18 protein-coding genes, 2 tRNA genes and 1 pseudogene are annotated in these 19,643 nt (G+C 71.7%); 11 read left to right on the forward strand and 10 right to left on the reverse strand.

Annotation, left to right across the window (positions count from 1 at the left end; translation table 11 throughout):
- Nucleotides 1-71: 71 nt before the first annotated feature.
- The 5 genes from ACU4ZT_RS12875 to galU all read right to left on the reverse strand — a co-directional run bounded on the left by ACU4ZT_RS12875 (nucleotide 72) and on the right by galU (nucleotide 4,800).
- The gene (locus ACU4ZT_RS12875; RefSeq protein ID WP_445337318.1) at nucleotides 72-1,667 is read right to left on the reverse strand and encodes a cellulase family glycosylhydrolase; all 1,596 of its coding nucleotides are present in this window, start codon (nucleotides 1,665-1,667) and stop codon (nucleotides 72-74) included.
- A 244-nt stretch (nucleotides 1,668-1,911) separates the two neighbouring features.
- Nucleotides 1,912-1,984: transfer RNA gene (locus ACU4ZT_RS12880), tRNA-Ala, on the reverse strand.
- A gap of 66 nt (nucleotides 1,985-2,050) precedes the next feature.
- Nucleotides 2,051-3,016: a hypothetical protein gene (locus ACU4ZT_RS12885; RefSeq protein WP_063071419.1), complete on the reverse strand. Its 966-nt coding sequence runs from the start codon at nucleotides 3,014-3,016 to the stop codon at nucleotides 2,051-2,053.
- Nucleotides 3,017-3,141: 125 nt separating this feature from the next.
- Nucleotides 3,142-3,810, reverse strand: coding sequence for a GNAT family N-acetyltransferase (locus ACU4ZT_RS12890; protein WP_063071418.1), 669 nt, complete (start codon nucleotides 3,808-3,810; stop codon nucleotides 3,142-3,144).
- A 93-nt stretch (nucleotides 3,811-3,903) separates the two neighbouring features.
- Complete coding sequence (gene galU / locus ACU4ZT_RS12895; protein ID WP_063071417.1) at nucleotides 3,904-4,800, reverse strand: UTP--glucose-1-phosphate uridylyltransferase GalU; 897 nt, start codon at nucleotides 4,798-4,800, stop codon at nucleotides 3,904-3,906.
- Nucleotides 4,801-4,840: 40 nt separating this feature from the next.
- On the opposite strand from galU, the gene ACU4ZT_RS12900 reads away from it, so the two are divergent.
- Nucleotides 4,841-5,416 carry a 5-formyltetrahydrofolate cyclo-ligase gene (locus ACU4ZT_RS12900; RefSeq protein ID WP_063071416.1) on the forward strand — a complete coding sequence of 192 codons (576 nt, stop codon included), beginning with the start codon at nucleotides 4,841-4,843 and terminating at the stop codon, nucleotides 5,414-5,416.
- A gap of 6 nt (nucleotides 5,417-5,422) precedes the next feature.
- Nucleotides 5,423-5,563: pseudogene (locus ACU4ZT_RS12905) on the forward strand (FmdB family zinc ribbon protein); the annotation flags it as partial.
- Nucleotides 5,564-5,577: 14 nt separating this feature from the next.
- On the opposite strand, the gene ACU4ZT_RS12910 reads toward ACU4ZT_RS12905, so the two are convergent.
- Entirely contained in the window at nucleotides 5,578-5,772 is a 195-nt protein-coding gene (locus ACU4ZT_RS12910) for a hypothetical protein (RefSeq protein ID WP_333720435.1), read from the reverse strand.
- A gap of 113 nt (nucleotides 5,773-5,885) precedes the next feature.
- Between ACU4ZT_RS12910 and mscL the strand changes: the two genes are divergently transcribed.
- Nucleotides 5,886-6,368, forward strand: a complete 483-nt coding sequence (gene mscL / locus ACU4ZT_RS12915; protein ID WP_063071414.1) for a large conductance mechanosensitive channel protein MscL — start codon at nucleotides 5,886-5,888, stop codon at nucleotides 6,366-6,368.
- Nucleotides 6,369-6,413: 45 nt separating this feature from the next.
- Here the strand turns inward: mscL and ACU4ZT_RS12920 are convergent, their stop codons facing one another.
- Both ACU4ZT_RS12920 and ACU4ZT_RS12925 read right to left on the reverse strand, forming a co-directional pair.
- Complete coding sequence (locus tag ACU4ZT_RS12920; RefSeq protein WP_445337319.1) at nucleotides 6,414-6,662, reverse strand: hypothetical protein; 249 nt, start codon at nucleotides 6,660-6,662, stop codon at nucleotides 6,414-6,416.
- Nucleotides 6,662-10,468, reverse strand: a complete 3,807-nt coding sequence (locus ACU4ZT_RS12925; protein WP_445337320.1) for a DUF4011 domain-containing protein — start codon at nucleotides 10,466-10,468, stop codon at nucleotides 6,662-6,664. Before ACU4ZT_RS12925 ends, ACU4ZT_RS12920 begins: the two co-directional genes overlap by 1 nt.
- A 153-nt stretch (nucleotides 10,469-10,621) precedes the next feature.
- Between ACU4ZT_RS12925 and ACU4ZT_RS12930 the strand changes: the two genes are divergently transcribed.
- The 3 genes from ACU4ZT_RS12930 (at nucleotide 10,622) to ACU4ZT_RS12940 (ending at nucleotide 11,526) form a co-directional block, all read left to right on the forward strand.
- Nucleotides 10,622-10,693: transfer RNA gene (locus tag ACU4ZT_RS12930), tRNA-Arg, on the forward strand.
- A gap of 39 nt (nucleotides 10,694-10,732) precedes the next feature.
- Entirely contained in the window at nucleotides 10,733-11,194 is a 462-nt protein-coding gene (locus ACU4ZT_RS12935; protein ID WP_063071411.1) for an XRE family transcriptional regulator, read from the forward strand.
- The gene (locus tag ACU4ZT_RS12940) at nucleotides 11,194-11,526 is read left to right on the forward strand and encodes a HepT-like ribonuclease domain-containing protein (protein ID WP_063071410.1); all 333 of its coding nucleotides are present in this window, start codon (nucleotides 11,194-11,196) and stop codon (nucleotides 11,524-11,526) included. The genes ACU4ZT_RS12935 and ACU4ZT_RS12940 overlap by 1 nt, the downstream gene beginning before the upstream one ends.
- 7 nt (nucleotides 11,527-11,533) lie before the next feature.
- Here the strand turns inward: ACU4ZT_RS12940 and ACU4ZT_RS12945 are convergent, their stop codons facing one another.
- Nucleotides 11,534-12,646: a type I restriction endonuclease gene (locus ACU4ZT_RS12945; protein WP_270979805.1), complete on the reverse strand. Its 1,113-nt coding sequence runs from the start codon at nucleotides 12,644-12,646 to the stop codon at nucleotides 11,534-11,536.
- A gap of 107 nt (nucleotides 12,647-12,753) precedes the next feature.
- Here ACU4ZT_RS12945 and ACU4ZT_RS12950 point away from each other — a divergent pair, with 107 nt between their 5' ends.
- Both ACU4ZT_RS12950 and ACU4ZT_RS12955 read left to right on the forward strand, forming a co-directional pair.
- Nucleotides 12,754-13,074: a nucleotide pyrophosphohydrolase gene (locus ACU4ZT_RS12950; RefSeq protein ID WP_063071408.1), complete on the forward strand. Its 321-nt coding sequence runs from the start codon at nucleotides 12,754-12,756 to the stop codon at nucleotides 13,072-13,074.
- Nucleotides 13,075-13,300: 226 nt separating this feature from the next.
- The gene (locus ACU4ZT_RS12955) at nucleotides 13,301-14,839 is read left to right on the forward strand and encodes a DNA/RNA helicase domain-containing protein (RefSeq protein WP_445337321.1); all 1,539 of its coding nucleotides are present in this window, start codon (nucleotides 13,301-13,303) and stop codon (nucleotides 14,837-14,839) included.
- A gap of 16 nt (nucleotides 14,840-14,855) precedes the next feature.
- Here ACU4ZT_RS12955 and ACU4ZT_RS12960 read toward each other — a convergent pair whose 3' ends face one another.
- Nucleotides 14,856-15,452, reverse strand: a complete 597-nt coding sequence (locus ACU4ZT_RS12960) for a hypothetical protein (protein WP_063071406.1) — start codon at nucleotides 15,450-15,452, stop codon at nucleotides 14,856-14,858.
- Nucleotides 15,453-15,610: 158 nt separating this feature from the next.
- On the opposite strand from ACU4ZT_RS12960, the gene ACU4ZT_RS12965 reads away from it, so the two are divergent.
- From ACU4ZT_RS12965 to ACU4ZT_RS12975, 3 genes are read left to right on the forward strand one after another with little or no spacing between them, the layout of a single operon-like run.
- Nucleotides 15,611-16,978 (forward strand): purine-cytosine permease family protein, encoded by a 1,368-nt coding sequence (locus ACU4ZT_RS12965; RefSeq protein ID WP_445337322.1) that lies wholly within the window; start codon nucleotides 15,611-15,613, stop codon nucleotides 16,976-16,978.
- Nucleotides 16,975-18,534: a hydantoinase/oxoprolinase N-terminal domain-containing protein gene (locus tag ACU4ZT_RS12970; RefSeq protein WP_414764183.1), complete on the forward strand. Its 1,560-nt coding sequence runs from the start codon at nucleotides 16,975-16,977 to the stop codon at nucleotides 18,532-18,534. Before ACU4ZT_RS12965 ends, ACU4ZT_RS12970 begins: the two co-directional genes overlap by 4 nt.
- Entirely contained in the window at nucleotides 18,527-19,642 is a 1,116-nt protein-coding gene (locus ACU4ZT_RS12975; RefSeq protein ID WP_270979811.1) for an S-methyl thiohydantoin desulfurase family protein, read from the forward strand. The genes ACU4ZT_RS12970 and ACU4ZT_RS12975 overlap by 8 nt, the downstream gene beginning before the upstream one ends.
- The last annotated feature ends 1 nt before the right edge of the window (nucleotide 19,643 follow it).

Consider the following 19,643-nt stretch of genomic DNA (forward strand, 5'->3'; position numbering starts at 1 on the left):
CCGATCTTAACGAGCGGCGGCGCCGGCCGCCGGGTGGGAGCCCGACGACCGGCGCCGTGGTGAGGTGGAGGTCAGCGGCTCGTGACGGTGAGCTGCGGCGCGCTCGGAGCGGGACCACCGGCCGCCTGCAGGCCGACGTGCACGGTCTGGCCGGCGGACAGCGCACCTGCCCAGTCCGCGCCCGTGCAGGTCACCGTGCCGGAGGCGACACCGCAGCGCATCCCCCAGCTGTTCCCGACGGAGGTCGTGCCGGAGCTCGCCCACGACACGGTCCACCCGGAGACGGCGGACTTCGCGGTGATGTCGAGATCGGCCACGTAGCCGGACGACCAGGAACCGCCCGGCTGCCACGTCGCCGCCACGGCGCCCGACGTGGCGGGTGCCGGCTGCGGCTGCGGCTGCGGCTGCGGAGCGGGCTGGGCACCGGAACCGGATCCCGAGCCGGAACTGGCGCCGGATCCGGAACCCGAACCCGACGATGCCGCCGGGTGCAGGATCGGCGCCATCGCGTCGAGCTTCGCCTGCTCCGGGGTCACCCAGTCGCTCTTCACGAGCCCGCCCGTGTCATTGCTGTCGGGGTTGAACGACCAGAACGACGAGCTGATGCCGGTGGTCTGCAGGTAGGACACCAGGGTGGACAGCCACTGCTTGTCGCTCGTGGTCTCCAGCCGGGTGCCGAACTCGCCGAGCAGCACGGGGGCGACGCCGGTCTTCGCGAGGTAGCCCCAGTGGGTGTCCCACACGCTCGTGAGGTTCTTCGGGTACTCGGGCGAGCTGAACCACGACTGGCCGGAAATGCTCGACGGGTAGTCGTGCGGGGAGTAGACGACGCGGTTCGGCACGCTCAGCCGGACCGGCTTGTCGCCCGCGGCGCCGAGGGCGCCGCCCCACCAGGTGCCCGAGCCGTCGGGCTGCTTGTCGGTGCCCTCGACGATGACGAGCAGCTTCGGGTTGACCGACAGCACCGCGTTCCCGCCGCGCTCGGCGGCGAGCCGCCAGTCGGTGGCCGTGTCGCCCGTGCCCCAGGATGCCTGGCCGTGCGGCTCGTTGTGCAGGTCGACGCCGATGACCGTCGGGTCGTCCTTGTAGCGGTCCGCGAGCATCTTCCAGTCGGAGATCCACTGCGACTCCGGGAGGTCCGACGTGTACCAGACCTCGGACTGCCCGCTCGTGGTGGGACGGTGCTGGTCGAGGAACACGTTGAGGCCGTTGGCCTTGGCGGAGGCGATGACGCGGTCCATGAGCTGCAGCGGGGACAGGCCCCGCAGGTCTGGGTTCGCGTTCAGCCAGTCGGCCGTGCTGGAGGCGTGGAGGCACTCGTTGGCGTACGGGAGGCGCACCGTGGTGAAGCCCATGTCGTGGAGGTGCTTCATGCCGCTGTCGAGCGTGATCTTGTCGAGCCCGTGGAGGACGCAGCCCGACGACTCGAGCCCGAACCAGGCGGCGCCGCGGATGGTGTACGTGGATCCGGATGCGTCGACGATCCTCCCGCCGTCGGTGTGCAGCCACCCGGAGGCGGCCGTCGCGGCGGTCGAGGCGGCGGAGGTGCGCGCGACGGCGCCCGGGTCGGCTGCGGAGGCCGAGGCAGCCGATGCTCCTGCCGCCGCGAGCGCGACCGGGAGGAGGAGTCCGAGCAGTGCAGTGGTGAGGCCTCTTCGTGTCTTCATGGGGGAAGGCTAAGAGGCTCGGAGGGCGCTCGGGAACATCCCTCACAGGACGTGAGGGTGAACGTCGCACTGCGGATCGGCGGGGCGTGCAGCGTCGTCATCCCCGTCATCCCCGTCATCACCGCGTGCGCGCTGCCCGTCGGCTCGGCCGGGATCCCCCGCGGTCACCGGTCGGGCGCACCTCCCGTGGCAGCCCGCGGACGGGTCGGGAGAAAGCAAAAACCCCGCCGGAGCGGGGTTCTTGTGGACCTAAGGAGATTCGAACTCCTGACCTCCTCGATGCGAACGAGGCGCGCTACCAACTGCGCCATAGGCCCTGACAACTCCACGAGACTACCACGTCGCGGGGAGCCCTCCGAACCGCGCGGCCCGGAGACGAGGGGTCAGCCGACGGCCCTGCGGCGCCGCAGCACCTCGTCGAGGTCGCCCATGCCGGGCTCGGCGTCGTCCACGATGCCCATGCGCGAGAAGCGGCTGTCCGGAGCGGTGCGCGCGGCGGGCGCGAGCGGAGCGGCGGATGCGGCGGGCGCGGCCTCCTCCTCGGCGGACAGGCGCGCGACCTCGGGCTCGAGGTGCGCGCGGCGGAGCGTCTCCTCCGACGCGGCGGCGGCGCGGCGCATCTCCTCGACGGGCGACAGCGGCGTGCGCGGCGCGTTGCCGGCGCCGGGTCGCGGGCCGGGCGCCTGCGAGCGTGAGAGGTAGAGCGGCTTCGGGACGGGGACGGGGGTCCACGACTCGCCCTCCTCGCGCTCGGCGACGGGCGCGGCGGGCTGCTCGGCGGACTCGTGGAAGTCGGTGAAGCCGGTCTGGGGTCGCGGCCGGGCCTCGGGCGCCTGGAGGCGGCGGGCGGCGGCGACCTGGGACATGCGCTGCAGGATCGCGAGCGATCCCATGGTGGCGAGGGACGAGATCACGAGCAGCGTCCACGCGGCACCGCCGGCGACCTGGGCGATGCCGGCGACGACGCCCACGAGGGCGAGCGCGAGGATCGCGGTGGCGACGAGCCGGGTGCGGCGGAGGCGCGTGGCGGCGGAGGGCGACGTTGCGGACACGGGGGCCACTTTCGGTAGGGCGCGCTGGGCGGCGGCGTCTCGCGCGCGCGCGGCGGCTTCGGCTTCTTCGGCGGCGCGGCGGAGCGCGCGCTGCTGCTCGACGACGCTGCGGGCGCTGGTCTCGGCCCGCACCGCGTCGGGGACCTCGGCCGTCTCGGCCAGGATCCGCAGGGTCTGCTGCAGCCGCACGGCGTTGCGCTCGGTCGCCATGTACTGGCGCCGGTGCAGCCACGTGGGCAGGAGGTAGGCGAGCCAGAGCACCGCGGAGAGCGCGATGATGATGCCGCCGGATTGCATGTCCCGAGGCTAGGAGGTCGGGGGCGCACGGCGCGGGAAGCGCGCCGCGTGTCCACCGCTGGACCGGCGCATCCGCAGGCGCGGGCCGGACCCGCCCGGCAGCCGGACCGGCGCCGGATCCCGGGTCAGATGCGGCGCTGCACGGCGAGCGGGGCTGCGGCCGCCTCGACGTCGGCGTCGGGCACGCGCGACCACTCCGGGTCCACGCCGCCCTGCTTCCAGCGGTCGAGCACGCTGGTGGACAGCTCCTCCACCACGAGGCCGAAGCAGAAGTGGTCGCGCCAGTCGCCGTTGATGTGGATGTAGCGGCGTCGCAGGCCCTCGTACCGGAAGCCGAGCTTCTGCACGACGCGGAGGCTGGGGGCGTTCTCCGGGCGGATGCAGATCTCCATCCGGTGGAGCCCGAGCGTGGTGAAGCAGTGGTCGGTGGCGAGCGCGACGGCCGTGGGCGTCACGTTCCGGCCGGCGAAGTCCTGGCCGACCCAGTAGCCGATGGTCGCGCTCGAGAGCGAGCCGTAGGCGATGGACGAGACGTTGAGCTGGCCGGCGAACTCGTCGTCGTACTCGATGACGAGCGGCACGCCGAGGCCCGCCCGCGCGTTGGCCTGGAGCGACCGGATGCTCGCGCGGGTGTCGAACGCCATGGGCGCGTAGGGGCTGGTCGCCTCCCACTTGCGGAGCCACGAGCGGTTGTCGAGCAGCGAGCGCTCGAGGGCCCGCGAGTCGCGGAGCCGGATGGGGCGGACGGAGATGCGCCCGTCCCGCATGGTGGGTACGGTCTGCGGCACGTCCATGAGCCTAGGCCCGACCGGGTCGGGTGGCGCCGCGCGCCGGGTATGCCGCGCGGAGCGGATCCCCGGAGGCGGGCCGACCGCCGTGCGCGCGGATCAGCGCTCGAGCGTCTTGACGAACTCGGGCAGCCATTCGCGCAGGCCCTCGCCGAGGTCCTCGTGGTCGACGCCGAGCTGCACGATGGCCTTCAGGTAGTCGAGCCGGTCGCCCGTGTCGTAGCGGCGGCCGCGGAAGACGACGCCGTAGACGCCGCCGGTCCACTCGGGAGCGGCCGCCATCTTCTCGAGCGCGTCGGTGAGCTGGATCTCGCCGCCCTTGCCGGGCTCCGTCTTGTGCAGCACGTCGAAGACCTCGGGGCGCAGCACGTAGCGGCCGATGATCGCGAGGTTGGACGGCGCGGTGCCGGCGGCCGGCTTCTCGACCATCCCGGTGATGCGCACGACGTCGTCGTCGTCCGTCGCCTCGACCGTGGCCACGCCGTAGAGGTGCGTCTGCGAGGGATCCACCTCGAGGAGCGCGACGACGGAGCAGCCGCGCTCGAGCTGGACCTCGATCATGCGGGAGAGGAGCACGTCGCGCTTGTCGATGATGTCGTCGCCGAGGAGCACGGCGAAGGGCTCGCGGCCCACGTGCATCTCGGCGCGGAGCACCGCGTGGCCGAGGCCCTTCGGGTCGCCCTGGCGGACGTAGTGCATGTCGGCGAGGTCGGTGGACTCGTTGACCTTGCGGAGCTTGGCGTCGTCGCCCTTGAGCTGGAGGGTGGCCTCGAGCTCGGCGTTGCGGTCGAAGTGGTTCTCGAGGGCGGTCTTGTTGCGGCCCGTGATCATGAGGACGTCGTGGAGGCCCGCGCCCACCGCCTCCTCCACCACGTACTGGATGGCCGGGCGGTCCACGACCGGCAGCATCTCCTTCGGCATCGCTTTCGTGGCGGGCAGGAACCGCGTCCCGAGCCCCGCCGCGGGGATGACAGCCTTCGTGATGTGGGTGACCATGCGATCGAGCGTATCCACAAAAGCTACCTAGACTCGACCCATGCCGAGCGATGTCCCCAACGAGAAGAGGGCCCTGCGGGCCCAGCTGCGGGAGCGTCGTCGCCAGATGACCTCGACCGAGCGCGACGAGGCGGCCCACGGGCTGACCAGCCGGCTGACCGAGCTGGTGGCGAACCATGACGCGCGTCGCGTCGCCTGCTACCTCTCCACCGTCGACGAGCCGACCACCCGGCCTTTCCTCCAGCGGCTGCACGCGGACGGCCTCCGGGTGCTCCTGCCGGTGTCCCGAGACGACGGCCTGCTCGACTGGGTCGTCAGCGACGGCACCGAGACCGAGGGCCTGTTCGGCCTGCCGGAGCCGGTGGGTGAGCTGCTCGGTCCGATCGCGATCAACGACGTCGACCTGATCATCGTGCCCGCCGCCGCGGTCGACCAGGGCGGCATGCGCATGGGCTGGGGCCGCGGCTACTTCGACAAGACCCTCGGATCCATGGAGGCCTGTCCCCCGGTCTACGCTGTGGTGTTCGACGCCGAGTTCGTCGACGAGCTCCCGCGGGAGAAGCACGACATGCCGGTCGACGGCATCGTGACCCCGACCCTCATCCACTCCTTCTAGGGACCCATGCCCACGTACTCCTACCGCTGCACGCTGTGCGGCAACGCCTTCGACATCGTGCAGGCGTTCACCGACGACTCCCTCACCGAGTGCCCCGTGTGCGGCGGCAAGCTCCGCAAGCTCTTCGCGGCGGTGGGCGTGAGCTTCACCGGCAGCGGCTTCTACCGCAACGACTCGCGCACCGAGGACGCGGCGAAGCGGTCGCGGTCGTCGTCGGGGTCGTCGTCGGCGAAGTCGGGCGACGCGTCGTCGTCCTCGTCGTCCGACTCGTCGTCGTCCTCGTCTGACTCGTCGTCCTCGTCGTCCTCGTCGTCCTCGTCGTCCGACTCCTCGGGGTCGTCCGGGTCGGGCACCACGGGCCAGGGCTCCGGTACCGTGGCCCCCAGCACCCCCTCCGGTCCCGCGTCCTCGGGCTCCGGTCCGTCCTCGCCGTCCACCTGATCGGGCGGCCCGCACGACAGGAGCACCCGTGAAGGGCTTCAAGGAGTTCATCCTCCGCGGCAACGTCATCGACCTCGCGGTCGCGGTCGTCATCGGCGCCGCGTTCACCGCGATCGTGACGGCCATCGTCACGTCGGTCTTCAACCCGGTCATAGGGGCGCTCTTCGACGCGAAGGACCTCGCGGAGGCTCTGCCTGTCGGGATCCCGAAGGCGTCGGGCGGCGAGGCCACCATCTACTTCGGCGCCGTGATCGCCGCGGTCCTCAACTTCCTCATCGTCGCGGCCGTCGTCTACTTCGCGCTCGTGCTGCCCGTGAACCACCTCAAGAAGGTGGCGTTCGCCAAGCAGAAGGCCGAGGAGGAGGCCACGCCGAAGGACGTGCCGCCGACCGAGACCGAGCTGCTCATCGAGATCCGGGACCTGCTCGCCGGGCGGCCCTCGCCCGAGGGCTCGCACACGGTGCCGTCGCCGACCGGCCAGCACGCGGCCGAGACCGGGAAGCCCGCCTAGCGGGATCCGCGCTCCCGCACGACCGACCGCCTCCGGTCCGTCCGCTCAGCCCCAGTGGGGCGGGCGGTCGAGCCGGAGGCGGTCGTCGTTGGTGTCGGCCGACGCGGGCGCGTCGCCCCAGCCCTGCGGCGCGTCCTCGGCGGCGCGCACCGCGGGGACGCGCGCGTCGGCCTGGGGCGTGGGGTCGGATCCCGGCACGGGCGGCGTCGACGCGCGCCGCGACCGGCGCGCCGGCCGGGGCTCCCCCGCGGCGTGCGGGTGGCCGTCGGCGTCCGACGGATCGCGCTCCGGCATCAATCCGCCCGGTGCGCGCCGGCCTGCACCTGCACGGGCGCGGTGACCGGATGCGCGTCCGAGATGGCGCCGAGGGCGGTGGCGATGCGGCGGGCGACGGCGTCCGGATCCGCGAACAGCTCGAAGGAGTGCACGCGGAGGTAGTGCCAGCCGAGCCGCTTGAGCATCTCGGGCCGCAGGCGCAGCGACTCGCGGAGGCTCGTCTGGTTGACGACCGGGTCGGTCTCGATCGCGATGGCCCGGCCGCCGTAGGACGCCACGAGGCCGAGCTTGTCGCGGTGGCCGAGGGCGGGCGCGAGGCCGAGGCCCTCGAGGCGGCGGGCGAGGTCGACGAGCATGGCGTCGCCGTCGTCCGGGATCGGGTCCTCGCGGAAGCGCGCCTCCGCCTCGGACAGGATCTGGGCGAGCGCGACGATGCCGTGCTTCATCCGGTCCTGGTCGATGTCCGACGGCTGGAAGCAGGAGACCACGACCATCGAGCGGCGGGCGCGCGTCATGGCGACCGCGAGCAGGCGCTCCCCGCCGGGAGCCGCGAGCGAGCCGAAGTTCGACAGCACGCGGCCGTGCGGGGTGCGGCCGTAGCCGACCGAGAAGATCACGCGGTCGCGGCTCTGCGCGACGCACTGCTCGAGGGTCGCGACCATGAACGGCTCGGCGCGGTCGCCGATGAAGAACTCGGTGACGTCGCTGCGCTTGGCCGCCGCGTGGAGCACGGCCTGCTGCACCCGCACGGCGTGCCGGGCGCTCGCGGTGATGACCATGAGGGACTCGCGCGGGCGGTGGCTCGCGTGGTCGAGCACCAGCTCCACGACGCGGATCACCTCGGCGTCGACGCTCTCGACCGCGCCGGAGTCCTCGTCGGGCATGCCGTGTCCGTCGGCGACGAAGTCGAGCGACAGGCTGCCGTGGCCGAGGAACGTGCCGGCCCACGGGAGGGACTGGATGCGACCGCCGTAGAACCGGCGGTTGACGAGCTCGGCCAGGTCCTCGCCGCCGGCGCGGTAGCTGCGGGTGAGCGCGAGCGAGGGCAGGAGCTCGCCGAGGCGCGCGAGGGCGGAGTCGGCGTGGCGCTCCTCGAGCGTCGAGTCGTCGTCCGCGAGCTGGGGCGTCGAGCGCTCCGGCTGCGGCACGACCGCGATCGTGAACGGCGACGGCGTCTGCGTGACGGGATCCCCGAAGACCACGGTCTGCTTGCCGCGCCGGATGCCGCCGAGGGCCTCCGCGAGCGTCATAGCGCCGGCGTCCACGAGGAACACGGCGTCGAAGGGCATCTCGTCGGTGATCGCCGGCACCTCGTAGGGCGACGCGAGCCAGACCGGCGCGATCGTGCGCGAGAGGTGGGGCGCTGAGTGGTGGAGGGCCGCGGCGTCGACGGGGGCGGATCCGCCGAGCAGCTGGCGCAGGTGGTGCGCCTCCTCGGGCCAGTCGACCACGCCGATCTTCCACGTCTCCGCGAGCTGCCAGGCCAAGAGGCCCGCGCTCGCGGTCGCGTGCGCCTCGTCGACGAGGCGGAAGTCGGACTCGAGCCGGTCGAGCACGCTCGTGTTCGCGTTGAGGAGCGCCTTGTCGCCCGCGAGCATCTGCTCGAGCACGGACTGCCACCAGGCGAGCTCGAGCTCGGCGGCGACGGCCTCCTGCGGCACGTGCCGGTCGGAGAGGTCGCGGAGCAGCGGGTCGAGGTCGAGGCGGCGGAGCTCGGCCAGCAGGGAGGTGCGCTCCTGCAGGTTCTGCAGCACCTCGCTGTCCTCGGCGAGCTGGGCGACCTTCTCGCGCAGCTCGTCGACGGGCAGCTCGGCGAGCGGGGTGGGCCGGGTGAGCATGCTCAGCGGCTCGTCGAGCACGCGGAGGTCGGCGGCGACCTCCTGGAAGCGGACGTGCACGTCGGAGATGCCGCGCGGGACCTCCGGGGTCGAGCCGACCGCGACGTAGCGCTGCCACAGGATCCGCTGCTTCTGGATCGCCTGGAGGCTCTCGTGCATGTCGGAGATGTGGACGCCCGGGCGCACGTACTCGCGCGCCAGCTTGCGGAGGCGACGGCGGGTGATGCTCGTCATCTCGGGGGCGTCGCGGCGGGACCCGGTGGCCGCGATGATCTCGCTGAGCGACCGGTCGAAGACGACGGGCTGGAACTTGTCGAGGGTCTCGCGCACGTCGAGCAGGAGGCGGAGGTACACGCCGAGCTCGTCGATGGAGCGGTAGGCGCGCATCCGCGTCTGGCCGATGAGCTCGTCGGCCCGCTCGAGGAGGCGCGGGAGGCCGTCGGCGGACAGCGACTTCGCGAGGTCGTGCGCGTGGCTCGCGGCGGCGCTCGTGGGGAAGGTGGCGCCGTACCAGGGCGAGTCGCCCGGGCCGTAGCGGAACTCGCCGAGGCTCGCGGCCTTCACGAGGGAGGCGGCGGCGCTCGCGCGGTCGTGCGCGATGGCCGTCACGGCTGCGCGGGTGAGGCGCGCGGTGGTGGCCGGCGGGCTGGGGAGCAGCGCGAGGCGGGAGAGCTCGCCGAGCGCGTCGAGCACGGAGACGCCGAGCTCGGCGTCGGGGCGGCCGAGCGCGAAGCGGTAGTCGAGCAGCACGTGGCGCAGACGCACGAGCGCGTCGTCGACCTCGGCGGTCTGCGCGGGCGCGGCCTTCTCGTTGCGGACGATGGACTGCACCACGTCGCGCTTCAGCGACTTCGGTGCGACGGCGAGGCCCGGCAGCCCCACGTCGGCCAGGCGCTGGCCGATGCCCTTCAGCGAGGAGGCGCGGGGGCTCACCACGAGCACTCGCTTGTTCTGCGCGACGAGGCAGCCGATGGAGTTGACGATCGTCTGCGTGCCACCCGTGCCGGGAAGCGTCGTCACCACGAGCGAGTTGCCCGCGTTGATCTGCGCGATGACGTACTCCTGCTCCGGATCCGCGTCGAGCAGCAGGGTGTCGGTGACGGGCGGGCGCTGGTCCTGCGGGATCGGATCCACCGGCGCGTAGGCCTCGCCGACGCCCCACTTGGCGGTGGGGTTGCCGGCGATGGCATCGATCACGAGGTGGTCGAGGTGCTCCGCGTCCTCGGCGAGCGCGCGGCCGACCTCGGCGAACGAGGAGACGACGAGGCGCGGCTGCACCGCGAAGGCGGGCAGGTGCGAGGTGAGGCCGCGCAGGCGGTCGATGACCGGCTGCGGCTTGAACGCGCCGTTCTGCACGGCGAGCGCGACGAACGACTCGGCGTCGAGCGTGATCTGGAACTGCTCCTCGAGCGCCCGAGCGAGCGCCGGGTTGAGGAACGGCTGCCCCTTGAGGCGCACCTCGTAGTCGCTGCCGTGGCGGCGGATGGCGAGCGGGCGCAGGAGCACCGGCGCGCGGAACTGCTCGTCGGCGAAGCGCCACTCGGCGAGGCCGATGGCGAGGTGGATCGACTCGATGCCCCGGGCCGAGACCAGCTCGATGCCCTTCTGGGTGATCCTGTTCGCGGCCTTGCGGGCGCTGCGGAGCGCGAGCTCGTCGCGGATGAGGGACGACAGCAGGGTCGTCTTGCCCGTGATGAACTGCGCGAGGCCGCCGGGATGCGTGGTGCTCAGCTCGATGCGCGCGCCGGGCACGTCGACGAAGTGGAGGAGGGGCGAGGGCCCGCCGATGCCGGCCAGCTGCTCGCGCCACTCGCGCCAGCGGGGCTCGGCCACGTTGCCGCTGCCCAGCTGCACGTCGCCGACGCGGAGGTCGTGGGGGCTGGTGCTGTTGTGGGAAGCGTTCACGTGGGGGTCCTCAAGATGCTCGGCGGCGAACCCGGAGAGCAGGTCGTCGTCGTCGTCGGATCGTTCATTGGCACGCCACACCCGGCAACAGTACGACGCGCCGGGTGGGGAAACGGGCAGGCGGGGCCGCGCGGGGGGCGATCCGGGGGGCTCGGCGGACAGCCGCCCGTGTCCGTCCCCGGCGCCCGCCCACCTCAGCCGAGCCCGCGGCCCTCCGCTACCATGGGCCCGTCAGCCTCTGTAGCTCAATGGAAGAGCAGTTCCGTCCTAAGGAAAGGGTTGGGGGTTCGAGTCCCTCCAGGGGCACCCTTCGCCTCGCGATATCGGCCCGATATCATCGCGGTCATGAGCGAGGCGTCCATCGGTGAGGAGCTGCGTCGGCTGCGCCGCGAGATGGCGCTGTCGCAACGCGAGCTCGCCGCTCGCACGGGGGTCCCGCAGCCGAACATCGCCGCGTACGAGAGCGGTCGCCGGCAGCCGTCCCCCGAGACGCTCGAGCGGCTGGGGTCGGTGCTGCGGGTCCCGTCGCTCGAGCGCGTGCGGGCGTCGCGGGAGCGGATCCTCGAGGTCGCGGCCCGCCGACGCCTCAGCGACGTCCGCGTCTTCGGATCCGTGGCGCGCGGGGACGCCACGGCGGGATCCGACGTGGATCTCCTCGTGCATCCCGCGCCGGACGCGTCCCTCTTCGACCTGGCGGGCTTCATGGCCGAGGTCACGGAACTGCTGGGCCTGCACGTCGACGTGGTCTCCGATCGTGGGACGGGGCCGGTCATGGACCGCATCCGAACCGAGGCCGTGGCCCTCTGATGATCGACGGCGAACGCATCCCGGCGCTGCTGGCGGACATCGCGCGGTTCGCGGTCTCCGCTCGACGGGTGGCGGCGCGCGGCCACGCGCGCTTCGTCGACCCCGCGGACGACGAGCAGCGCCGCATCGCGCGCTCGCTCGTCGTGGACCTCTCGAGCGCCGCCGACCGCCTCCCCACCTCCTTCCGGGAAGCCCGTCCCGACGTCGACTGGAGCGGGATCCGCGCGGTACGGAGCTTCGTCGCCCACGACTACGACGGCACGGACGTGGAGGTGCTGTGGCGCGTGGTGGCGGTGGAGTTCCCGCGGATCGCGGAGGCGCTGGCGGAGTGACCCGGAACTACGCGCCGACCGGCTCCCCCGCGTGCCCGCGGATCGCCTCCCGGATCGCGTCCGCGTGCGCGTAGATCTCGTCGAGCGATCCGATCGGGTGCCGCGTCTCGACCTTGTGCGCGTCGAAGAGCCCCAGGTACTTCTGCTTCTTGCCGTTGAAGTGGAGGCGCGCGATGGGCTTGCGGTTGTTGTCGTCGAGGAGGATCGCGAGGTACGACTTCGCGTCACGGTGCACCACGCGCTGCGGCTTCACCTCGCTGCAGGCGATGGCCTTGACGATCTGGTAGCCCTCGAGCTCCTCGAGGGTCGTCTCGATCTCGGTGTCGCGATCGAGGTCGGCCTCCACGGCCTCCTCGCTGGTGATCGCGTCGGCCGACACCGCGGTCGGCGCCGACGGGAACGCGGGAGCGCCCAGGGCCGTCTTCAGGCGGTCGTTCACCTGCTCGTTCAGGTACTGCTTCGACGCCTTGCCGACGAGGGTCGTGAACTGGTCGCGCACCTTCTCCGTGAACGAGCCCTCGTACACGCGCCGCGTGAGGAGCTTCACCCATTCCGGCGTCGGCTCCCGGAACTCGGCGGCGATCGCCCGCTTCAGCGCACCGACGTACTTGAGCTCACCGGCCGCGCTGATGATCGAATCGAGGTCGAACACGTCCTTCGTGAGCTTCATCAGCTCGGGCAGCAGGGTCTCGTCGATGTCCGCGAGATCGAGCACGAGGAACGGCTTCTCGTCCATGCGGTTCGGCGCGTCGAGGTCCGTGTAGAAGTGGTACGTGTCGCCGTTCGTGAGCACCGCGATGCGCGCGTTGGTGACGGCGAAGTAGCGGAAGAGCTGCGACGCGTGCTCGATCTTCAGCGGCTCCGTCGACTTCTTGCACTCGATGAGGATCTGCACCTCACCGTCGCGCATGATCGCGTAGTCGATCTTCTCGCCCTTCTTGAGGCCGAGGTCCGCCGTGAACTCGGGGACCACCTCGAGCGGGTTGAAGACGTCGTATCCGAGGATCGTGGAGATGAACGGCATGATGAACGCGTTCTTCGTCGCCTCCTCCGTCTGGATGGCCTCGCGCTGGTTGCGGACCTTCAGGGCCAGGGCGGCCAGTCGTTCGGCGAATTCCATGGGGACTCCCTCGTCTCGGTGATCCTGACGATACGGATGTCCATGCGCGCTCATGGAAGCGCGGTGCCCCCACTTCGGGATCGGGGACCGCCTGCTACCGTGACCGCATGGTCAGCCGAGACGTGCGCGACGAGCTCGCCGCGTTCGTCGCGGAACGGGACTGGGCGCAGTTCCACACGCCGGAGAACCTCGCGAAGAGCATCGTGATCGAGGCGGGCGAGCTGCTCGAGTGCTACCAGTGGGATGCCGAGGGCGACCCTGCGCAGGTGAGGGGCGAGCTGGCCGACGTCTTGACGTACTGCCTGCTCCTGGCCGAGCGGATGGACCTCGACCCGGAGGAGATCGTGCGCGAGAAGCTGGCCGTCACGCGAGCCAAGTACCCGGTGGAGAAGGCTCGCGGACGCAGCGCCCGGTATGACGCACTTTGAGGTCCGTCGCGTCGCACTCTCCGGTGACGCCGTCGCCCGATGGGGAGCAGAGCATCCGCGCAACTCCAACTGGCCGGTGGTCTACGTCCTCGACGGTCCGCCCGCCGGAACGCGGCCGAGCCGCCGCGCACCCGACGACCTCTACGTCGGGGAATCGCTCCGGGCAGCCGCGCGTCTCGCACAGCACCTCAAGTCCGACGCACGCGGACATCTGGCGACCGCGCGCGTGATCGTCGGTGAGACCTTCAACAAGTCCGTGTGCCTGGACTTCGAGTCGCGTCTCATCAACCTCTTCTCCGGCGACGGCGTCTACACCGTCCTGAACCGCAACATCGGGATCACGAACGCGGACTACTACGACCGAGTCACCTACACCGCGGAGTTCGAGAGGGTCTTCGAGACGCTTCGACGCGAGGGGCTGTTCCAGCGCTCCATCGCCGAGATCGAGAACGGCGACCTCTTCAAGCTTTCCCCGTTCAAGGCGCTCTCGCCTGACCAGGAGGTCGCGCTGGAGCAGGTGCTCGAAGGTCTGGTAGCGGACCGGCAGACGGGGATCGAGAGCACGATGGTGATCCAGGGCGAGCCCGGCACCGGGAAGACCGTCGTGGCGATCTACCTGCTGAAGCTGATCGCCGACATCGGGCGGCTCCCGGTCGACGACGTCCTCGACAGCGACTCCGTGTTCACCGACTTCTTCCTCGGCGAGAACCGCGAGGCGCTCCAGGGGATGCGCACGGGTTTCGTCATTCCCCAGCAGTCGCTGCGAGAGAGCGTGAAGAAGGTGTTCACGCGCACGCCCGGGCTACGAGGCGTCGAGGTCCTGACGCCCTTCCAGGTCGGCGAGAGCGCAGGCCGCTTCGACCTCCTCATCGTCGATGAGGCGCATCGCCTGAACCGCCGGGCGAACCAGGCCTCGGGGCCGCTGAATCGCAAGTTCGAGGACATCACCGTCGCCCTCTTCGGGGAGGACGACAAGCACAAGACGCAGCTGGACTGGATCCGCGGGAAGAGCACGCATCAGATCCTCATGATCGACCCCGCGCAGAGCGTTCGGCCCGCCGATCTCGGCGCGGACATCATCGACGGCGTCATCGCCGAGGCACGACGCGGTCGCCGCTGGCAGCCGCTCATGTCGCAGATGCGCGTGCGAGCGGGGACGGATTACATCGGGTACATCCGCCGCGTCCTCGGCGCGACGCCGAGCTCGCGTCCGGAGGAGCCGCTGACCGCGGACGCCCTCGGCGACTACGAGTTGCGGATGTTCGACGATGTCGGCGCCATGCATGCGGCCATCCGCGACCGTGACCGGGAGCACGGGCTCGCGCGCATGGTGGCGGGGTACGCATGGGAGTGGGTCTCGAAGAAGGACCCTCAGGCGTTCGACATCCGGATCGGCGACTACCGGGCGAAGTGGAACAGCACTCAACGCGACTGGATCGCGTCGACGAACGCGCTGGAGGAGGTGGGCTCGATCCACACGGTGCAGGGATACGACCTGAACTACGCCGGCGTCATCATCGGGCCGGATCTCCGATACGACTCCGAGGGCGGCAGCCTGTTCATGCACCGCGAGTCCTACTTCGACAAGAAGGGCCAGGAGAACAACCCGACGCTCGGCATCACCTTCTCCGACGATGACCTGCGGCTGCTCATCAGCAACATCTACGCGGTGCTCATGACGCGCGGCATCCGCGGGACCTTCGTGCACGTGGTCGATCCCGAGCTGCGCGAGCATCTGCGTCGCTACATCCCCACGACGACGTAGGACGGATCGTCCGGGCTCACCCGCCCTCGCTGTCCTGCTCCCGCCGCTTCCTCTCGATCGCGTCGCGGTAGCGCTGCATGCTCCGCTCCCCGGCGCGTCGGCGGATCTCCTCCACGTCGGGGGCGAAGGTCTCGCGGGTCATGTCCTTCAGCTCGATCCACTTGGCGTCGTGCTCGTCCTGCGTCATGCCGGGCTCCCACGGTCGGCCGATGGCGATCCCGACCGCGGAGGCCAGCCCCCAGGCGGCTCCCACCGCCACGCCCACGGCGAGCGAGCGGCTCATGAGCCAGCCGAGGGCCACCACCCCCACCAGCGCGACGAGCGGGGGCACGAGCGCGAAGTCCCAGCCGCCCGGCGACGAGAGCCTCCGCCGCCGGGCGAAGGGGTCCTCGACCAGGACCTCGATCAGCGCGCCGACGCCGATGGCCACGGCGACGAGCGCCACCAGTCCACCGGCTCCCGGCGACGGGACGGCGGGCAGGAGGGTCGCGAGCCCGAGGAGCACGAGCACCACCGGCGCCTTCACGACCCCGAGGACGAGGTGTCCCACGAGGGCCGCCCCCAGGCCCGGCGGCTCCCAGGAGTCGGGGTTCCGAGGTCGCGCGTCGTCCATGAGACTCCCGATGCTCGCAGGCTCGGAGCCGACCCGCCCGGACTCTCCCCCAGCACTCCGCCCCGCTCCCCGCTCCCGACGGGGCACTCTGCACATGGCGCCCTCCGCGGGCGGATCCCTACGCTGTGGCAACCCGTCGTGACACCCGAGGAGTCCCCATGGCATCCACCGCACCCGACGACTACGCGCTCGCGCGGGTCCCGCAGGAGGCGCGCTACCACTGGTTCCCCATCGCGACCCAGCGCGTCGGCCAGCTGTCCGCGCTGAGCGCCTTCGTCGTCGCCGCCACGCTCGGCTTCAGCATGTCGTTCTGGGATGCCTTCTGGGCGATCACCATCGGCGCCGTGATCCTCGAGGTCGTCTGCGTCTTCACCGGGCTCATCGGGCAGCGCGAGGGGCTGAACACCTCGATCCTGTCGCGGTGGACGGGATTCGGGCACGCGGGCTCCGCCGTCATCGGCCTGGCCATCGGCGTCAGCCTCATCGGCTGGTTCGGCATCCAGTCGGGCGTCTCCGCCTCCGGGCTGCACTCGATCATGCCGTGGCTGCCGGTGTGGGCCTGGTCGCTCGCGTTCGGCCTGATCATCACCGCCGTCGTGATGCTCGGCTTCCACGGCATGCAGTGGGTCGCGAACATCGCGGTGCCGCTCTTCCTGCTGCTCGTCGGCTGGGCCGTCGTCCTCGAGCTGAAGGAGCACGACATCTCGGAGCTCGTGACGCAGGCGGCGCCGGGCCCGCCCATGTCGATCCTGGCGGGCGCCTCGATCGTGGCCGGCGGCTTCATCGTCGGCGCGCTCATCTCGCCCGACCAGACCCGCTACAACCGCTCGGCGATCGACGTGGTGAAGCAGACGGTCGTGAGCATCACGGTCGGCGAGTACCTCACGGGGCTGTCCGGTGTGCTGCTCGCGCACGCGGTGCGCACGGCCGACGTCTCCGCGATCATCCTGTCGTCGGTGGGCTGGGTGGGCGTGCTCGTGATCCTGCTCGGCACCATCAAGATCAACGACTGGAACCTGTACTCGTCGGGCCTCGGCATCGTGAACTTCATCGACGCCGTGTTCGGGCGGCGCGTGAACCGGGCGCTCGTCACCGTGGTGGTCGGCCTGGTCGGGTCGGTGCTCGCGGCGGCCGGGATCCTCGGCCAGTTCACCGCGTTCCTCACACTGCTGGGCGTGGCGTTCCCGCCCATCGTGGGGATCATGATCGCCGAGTACTTCGTGGTGAGGAACTGGCGGCCGGCGCTCGACGCCTCCCGCGCGACCGGCGCGCTCCCGGCGAGCGCGCCGCGCTGGGTGCCGGTGAGCCTCGGGATCTGGCTGGTCTCCGCGCTCGTCGGCTACTACGCGACCTTCGGGCTCGGCAGCCTGAACGCGGTGATCACGGCCTTCGTGCTCTACGCGCTGCTCGGTAAGGCGGGCCTGATCCGCGGCGTCGGCGAGGTCGCCACCGAGGGCGCCGCGCACCCGGCGCCGGGAGCCGCGACGCCGGTCGCGGCCACGGCCGGGACGGGGGCGAGGCGATGAGGATCGGCATCGACGTCGGCGGCACCAACACGGACGCCGTGCTCATGGACGGCGACCGCGTGGTCGTCGGCATCAAGTCCTCCACCACCGAGGACGTCACCTCCGGCATCGTCGGCGCGCTCGCGGAGCTCGACCGGCAGCACCCCTTCGACCCGGCCGCGATCGACGCGGTCATGATCGGCACCACCCACTTCATCAACGCCCTCGTCGAGGCCCGGCGACTCGCGCCCACCGCGGCCGTGCGGCTCGCGCTGCCGGCGACCGCGTCGCTGCCGCCCTTCGTCGACTGGCCCGAGGCGCTGGTCGACGCCGTGCGCGGCACCGGGTACCTCGCCCACGGCGGCCACGAGTTCGACGGCCGGGTCATCGCGCCGCTCGACCACGACGAGCTGAAGCGGCACGCGGCCGACATCGCCCGGCGGGGCCTCCGCTCCGTCGCGATCTCGTCGGTGTTCGCGCCCGTGAACAGCGAGTTCGAGGTGGAGGCCGCGGCCGTCCTCGCGGCCGAGCTGGGACCCGATGTCGCCATCTCGCTGTCCCACGAGATCGGCCGCATCGGGCTGCTGGAGCGCGAGAACGCGACCATCATCAACGCGTCGCTCCGGGAGCTGGCGGACGGGATCGTGGGCGGGCTCGAGAAGGCCGTGCGCGGCCACGGGATCACCGCTCCCCTCTACCTCTCGCAGAACGACGGCACGCTCATGGGCGCCGACTTCGCGCGCCGGTACCCGGTGGCGACCTTCGCGTCCGGCCCCACCAACTCGATGCGCGGCGCGGCCCTCCTCTCCGGCCTCGACACGTGCGCGGTCGTCGACGTGGGCGGCACCACGAGCGACGTCGGCGTGCTGGCGAGCGGTTTCCCGCGGGAGGCGACGACCGAGATCAGCGTGGCCGGCATCCGCACGAACTTCCGCATGCCGGACGTGCTCTCCATCGGCATCGGCGGCGGATCCCGCGTGCGCGGCGACGGCGACCTGGTCGGCCCCGACTCGGTCGGCTACGCGCTCGGCCGGCGCGCCCTCGTGTTCGGCGGGGACACCCTCACAACCACGGACGTCGCGGTCGCCGCCGGCATGGCCGAGGTGGGCGACCCCGCGCTCGTCGCGCACCTCTCCCCCCAGCTCGTGCGGCGGACGCTCGACACCATCGCCGGACGCGTCGCCGACGTCGTGGAGCGCATGCGCACCTCGTCCGCGCCGCTGCCGGTGGTGGCCGTGGGCGGCGGCTCGATCCTCCTGCCCGACGAGCTCGAGGGACTCGGGCGGATCGTCCGGCCGAACGACCACGCGGTCGCCAACGCCGTCGGCGCCGCCATCGCGCAGGTCTCCGGCGAGCTCGACCGCGTCTACAGCGTCAACGACGGATCCCGCCAGCAGGCCCTCGACGACGCCCGGCAGGAGGCCGTGGAGCGCGCGGTCGCCGCGGGCGCGTCCCCGGCGAGCGTCGAGATCGTGGACTTCGACGAGCTCGTCATCCCCTACCTGCCCGGCAACGCGATCCGCATCCGCGCCAAGGCCGTCGGCGACCTCGAGATCAGGAAGGCCGCGCATGTCTGACACGACCGTGCCCCGCACCCGCCTCACCGAGATCCGGCTGGAGCACCTGCCCGCCATCGCGCGCGGCGCCGCCATCCTTGGCACGGGCGGCGGCGGCGACCCCTACATCGGGCGCCTGCTCGCGGCCGAGGCGATCAAGGAGCTCGGCCCCATCCCGCTCGCCGACCCGTTCGACCTGCCGGACGACGCGGTCGTGATCCCCGTCGCGATGATGGGCGCGCCCACCGTGATGGTCGAGAAGCTCCCCACGGTCGAGCAGCTGCAGGGCGCGATCCTGTCGCTCGCCCGCTACCTCGGCGTGACTCCCACGCACGTCGCGTGCATCGAGGTGGGCGGCGCGAACTCCACCATCCCGATGGTCGCCGCCGCGCGCATGGGCCTGCCGCTGGTGGACGGCGACGGGATGGGACGCGCGTTCCCCGAGATCCAGATGGTGATCCCCACCATCGACGGGATCCGCGCGACGCCCATGTCCTTCGCCGACGAGAAGGGCAACACGGGCGTCGTCGACACCATCGACAACGCCTGGGCCGAGCGGCTCACCCGACCGGTGGCCGTGCAGATGGGCAGCTCGATGATCATGTCGAACTACGCGATGACGGGCGCGCAGATCAAGACGTCCTTCGTGCCGCGCACGCTCTCGCTGTGCCACGAGCTCGGCACGCTGGTGGAGGAGGCCCGTGACGCGCTCGTCGACCCGGTGGAGGCGGTGGCCGAGCGGCTCGGCGGCGCGGTGCTCCTCGGCGGCAAGGTCGTGGACGTGGCCCGGCGCACGGTCGCGGGCTTCGCGAAGGGCGAGGCCAGGATCCAGGGCACGGGCGCCGACGAGGGCCGCGAGATCGTGCTCGGCTTCCAGAACGAGATGCTGCTGGCGTCGATCGACGGGGTCCCCGTGGCCTCGACGCCCGACCTGATCATGGTGCTCGACAGCGAGACGGGCGAGCCGATCACCACGGAGACGCTGCGCTTCGGGCAGCGCGTGCGCGTGGTCAGCGCGCCGGCCGACGAACGCTGGCACAGCCCGCGCGGCATCGAGCTCACGGGGCCGCGCTACTTCGGCTACGACATCGATCCCGTTCGCTCCCCCGTCGACGCCTTCCCGCGGTAGC

Source organism: Clavibacter davisi, assembly GCF_052751415.1.

Bases quoted from the DNA above. Each gene is read 5' to 3' on its own strand.
- ACU4ZT_RS12940 (WP_063071410.1), top strand. From the start codon at position 11,194: ATGATCGACGGCGAACGCATCCCGGCGCTGCTGGCGGACATCGCGCGG.
- ACU4ZT_RS12975 (WP_270979811.1), top strand. From the start codon at position 18,527: ATGTCTGACACGACCGTGCCCCGCACCCGCCTCACCGAGATCCGGCTG.
- ACU4ZT_RS12935 (WP_063071411.1), top strand. From the start codon at position 10,733: ATGAGCGAGGCGTCCATCGGTGAGGAGCTGCGTCGGCTGCGCCGCGAG.
- ACU4ZT_RS12890 (WP_063071418.1), bottom strand. From the start codon at position 3,810: ATGGACGTGCCGCAGACCGTACCCACCATGCGGGACGGGCGCATCTCC.
- ACU4ZT_RS12965 (WP_445337322.1), top strand. From the start codon at position 15,611: ATGGCATCCACCGCACCCGACGACTACGCGCTCGCGCGGGTCCCGCAG.
- ACU4ZT_RS12960 (WP_063071406.1), bottom strand. From the start codon at position 15,452: ATGGACGACGCGCGACCTCGGAACCCCGACTCCTGGGAGCCGCCGGGC.
- ACU4ZT_RS12875 (WP_445337318.1), bottom strand. From the start codon at position 1,667: ATGAAGACACGAAGAGGCCTCACCACTGCACTGCTCGGACTCCTCCTC.
- ACU4ZT_RS12920 (WP_445337319.1), bottom strand. From the start codon at position 6,662: ATGCCGGAGCGCGATCCGTCGGACGCCGACGGCCACCCGCACGCCGCG.
- galU (WP_063071417.1), bottom strand. From the start codon at position 4,800: ATGGTCACCCACATCACGAAGGCTGTCATCCCCGCGGCGGGGCTCGGG.
- ACU4ZT_RS12970 (WP_414764183.1), top strand. From the start codon at position 16,975: ATGAGGATCGGCATCGACGTCGGCGGCACCAACACGGACGCCGTGCTC.
- ACU4ZT_RS12900 (WP_063071416.1), top strand. From the start codon at position 4,841: ATGCCGAGCGATGTCCCCAACGAGAAGAGGGCCCTGCGGGCCCAGCTG.
- ACU4ZT_RS12950 (WP_063071408.1), top strand. From the start codon at position 12,754: ATGGTCAGCCGAGACGTGCGCGACGAGCTCGCCGCGTTCGTCGCGGAA.
- ACU4ZT_RS12945 (WP_270979805.1), bottom strand. From the start codon at position 12,646: ATGGAATTCGCCGAACGACTGGCCGCCCTGGCCCTGAAGGTCCGCAAC.
- ACU4ZT_RS12885 (WP_063071419.1), bottom strand. From the start codon at position 3,016: ATGCAATCCGGCGGCATCATCATCGCGCTCTCCGCGGTGCTCTGGCTC.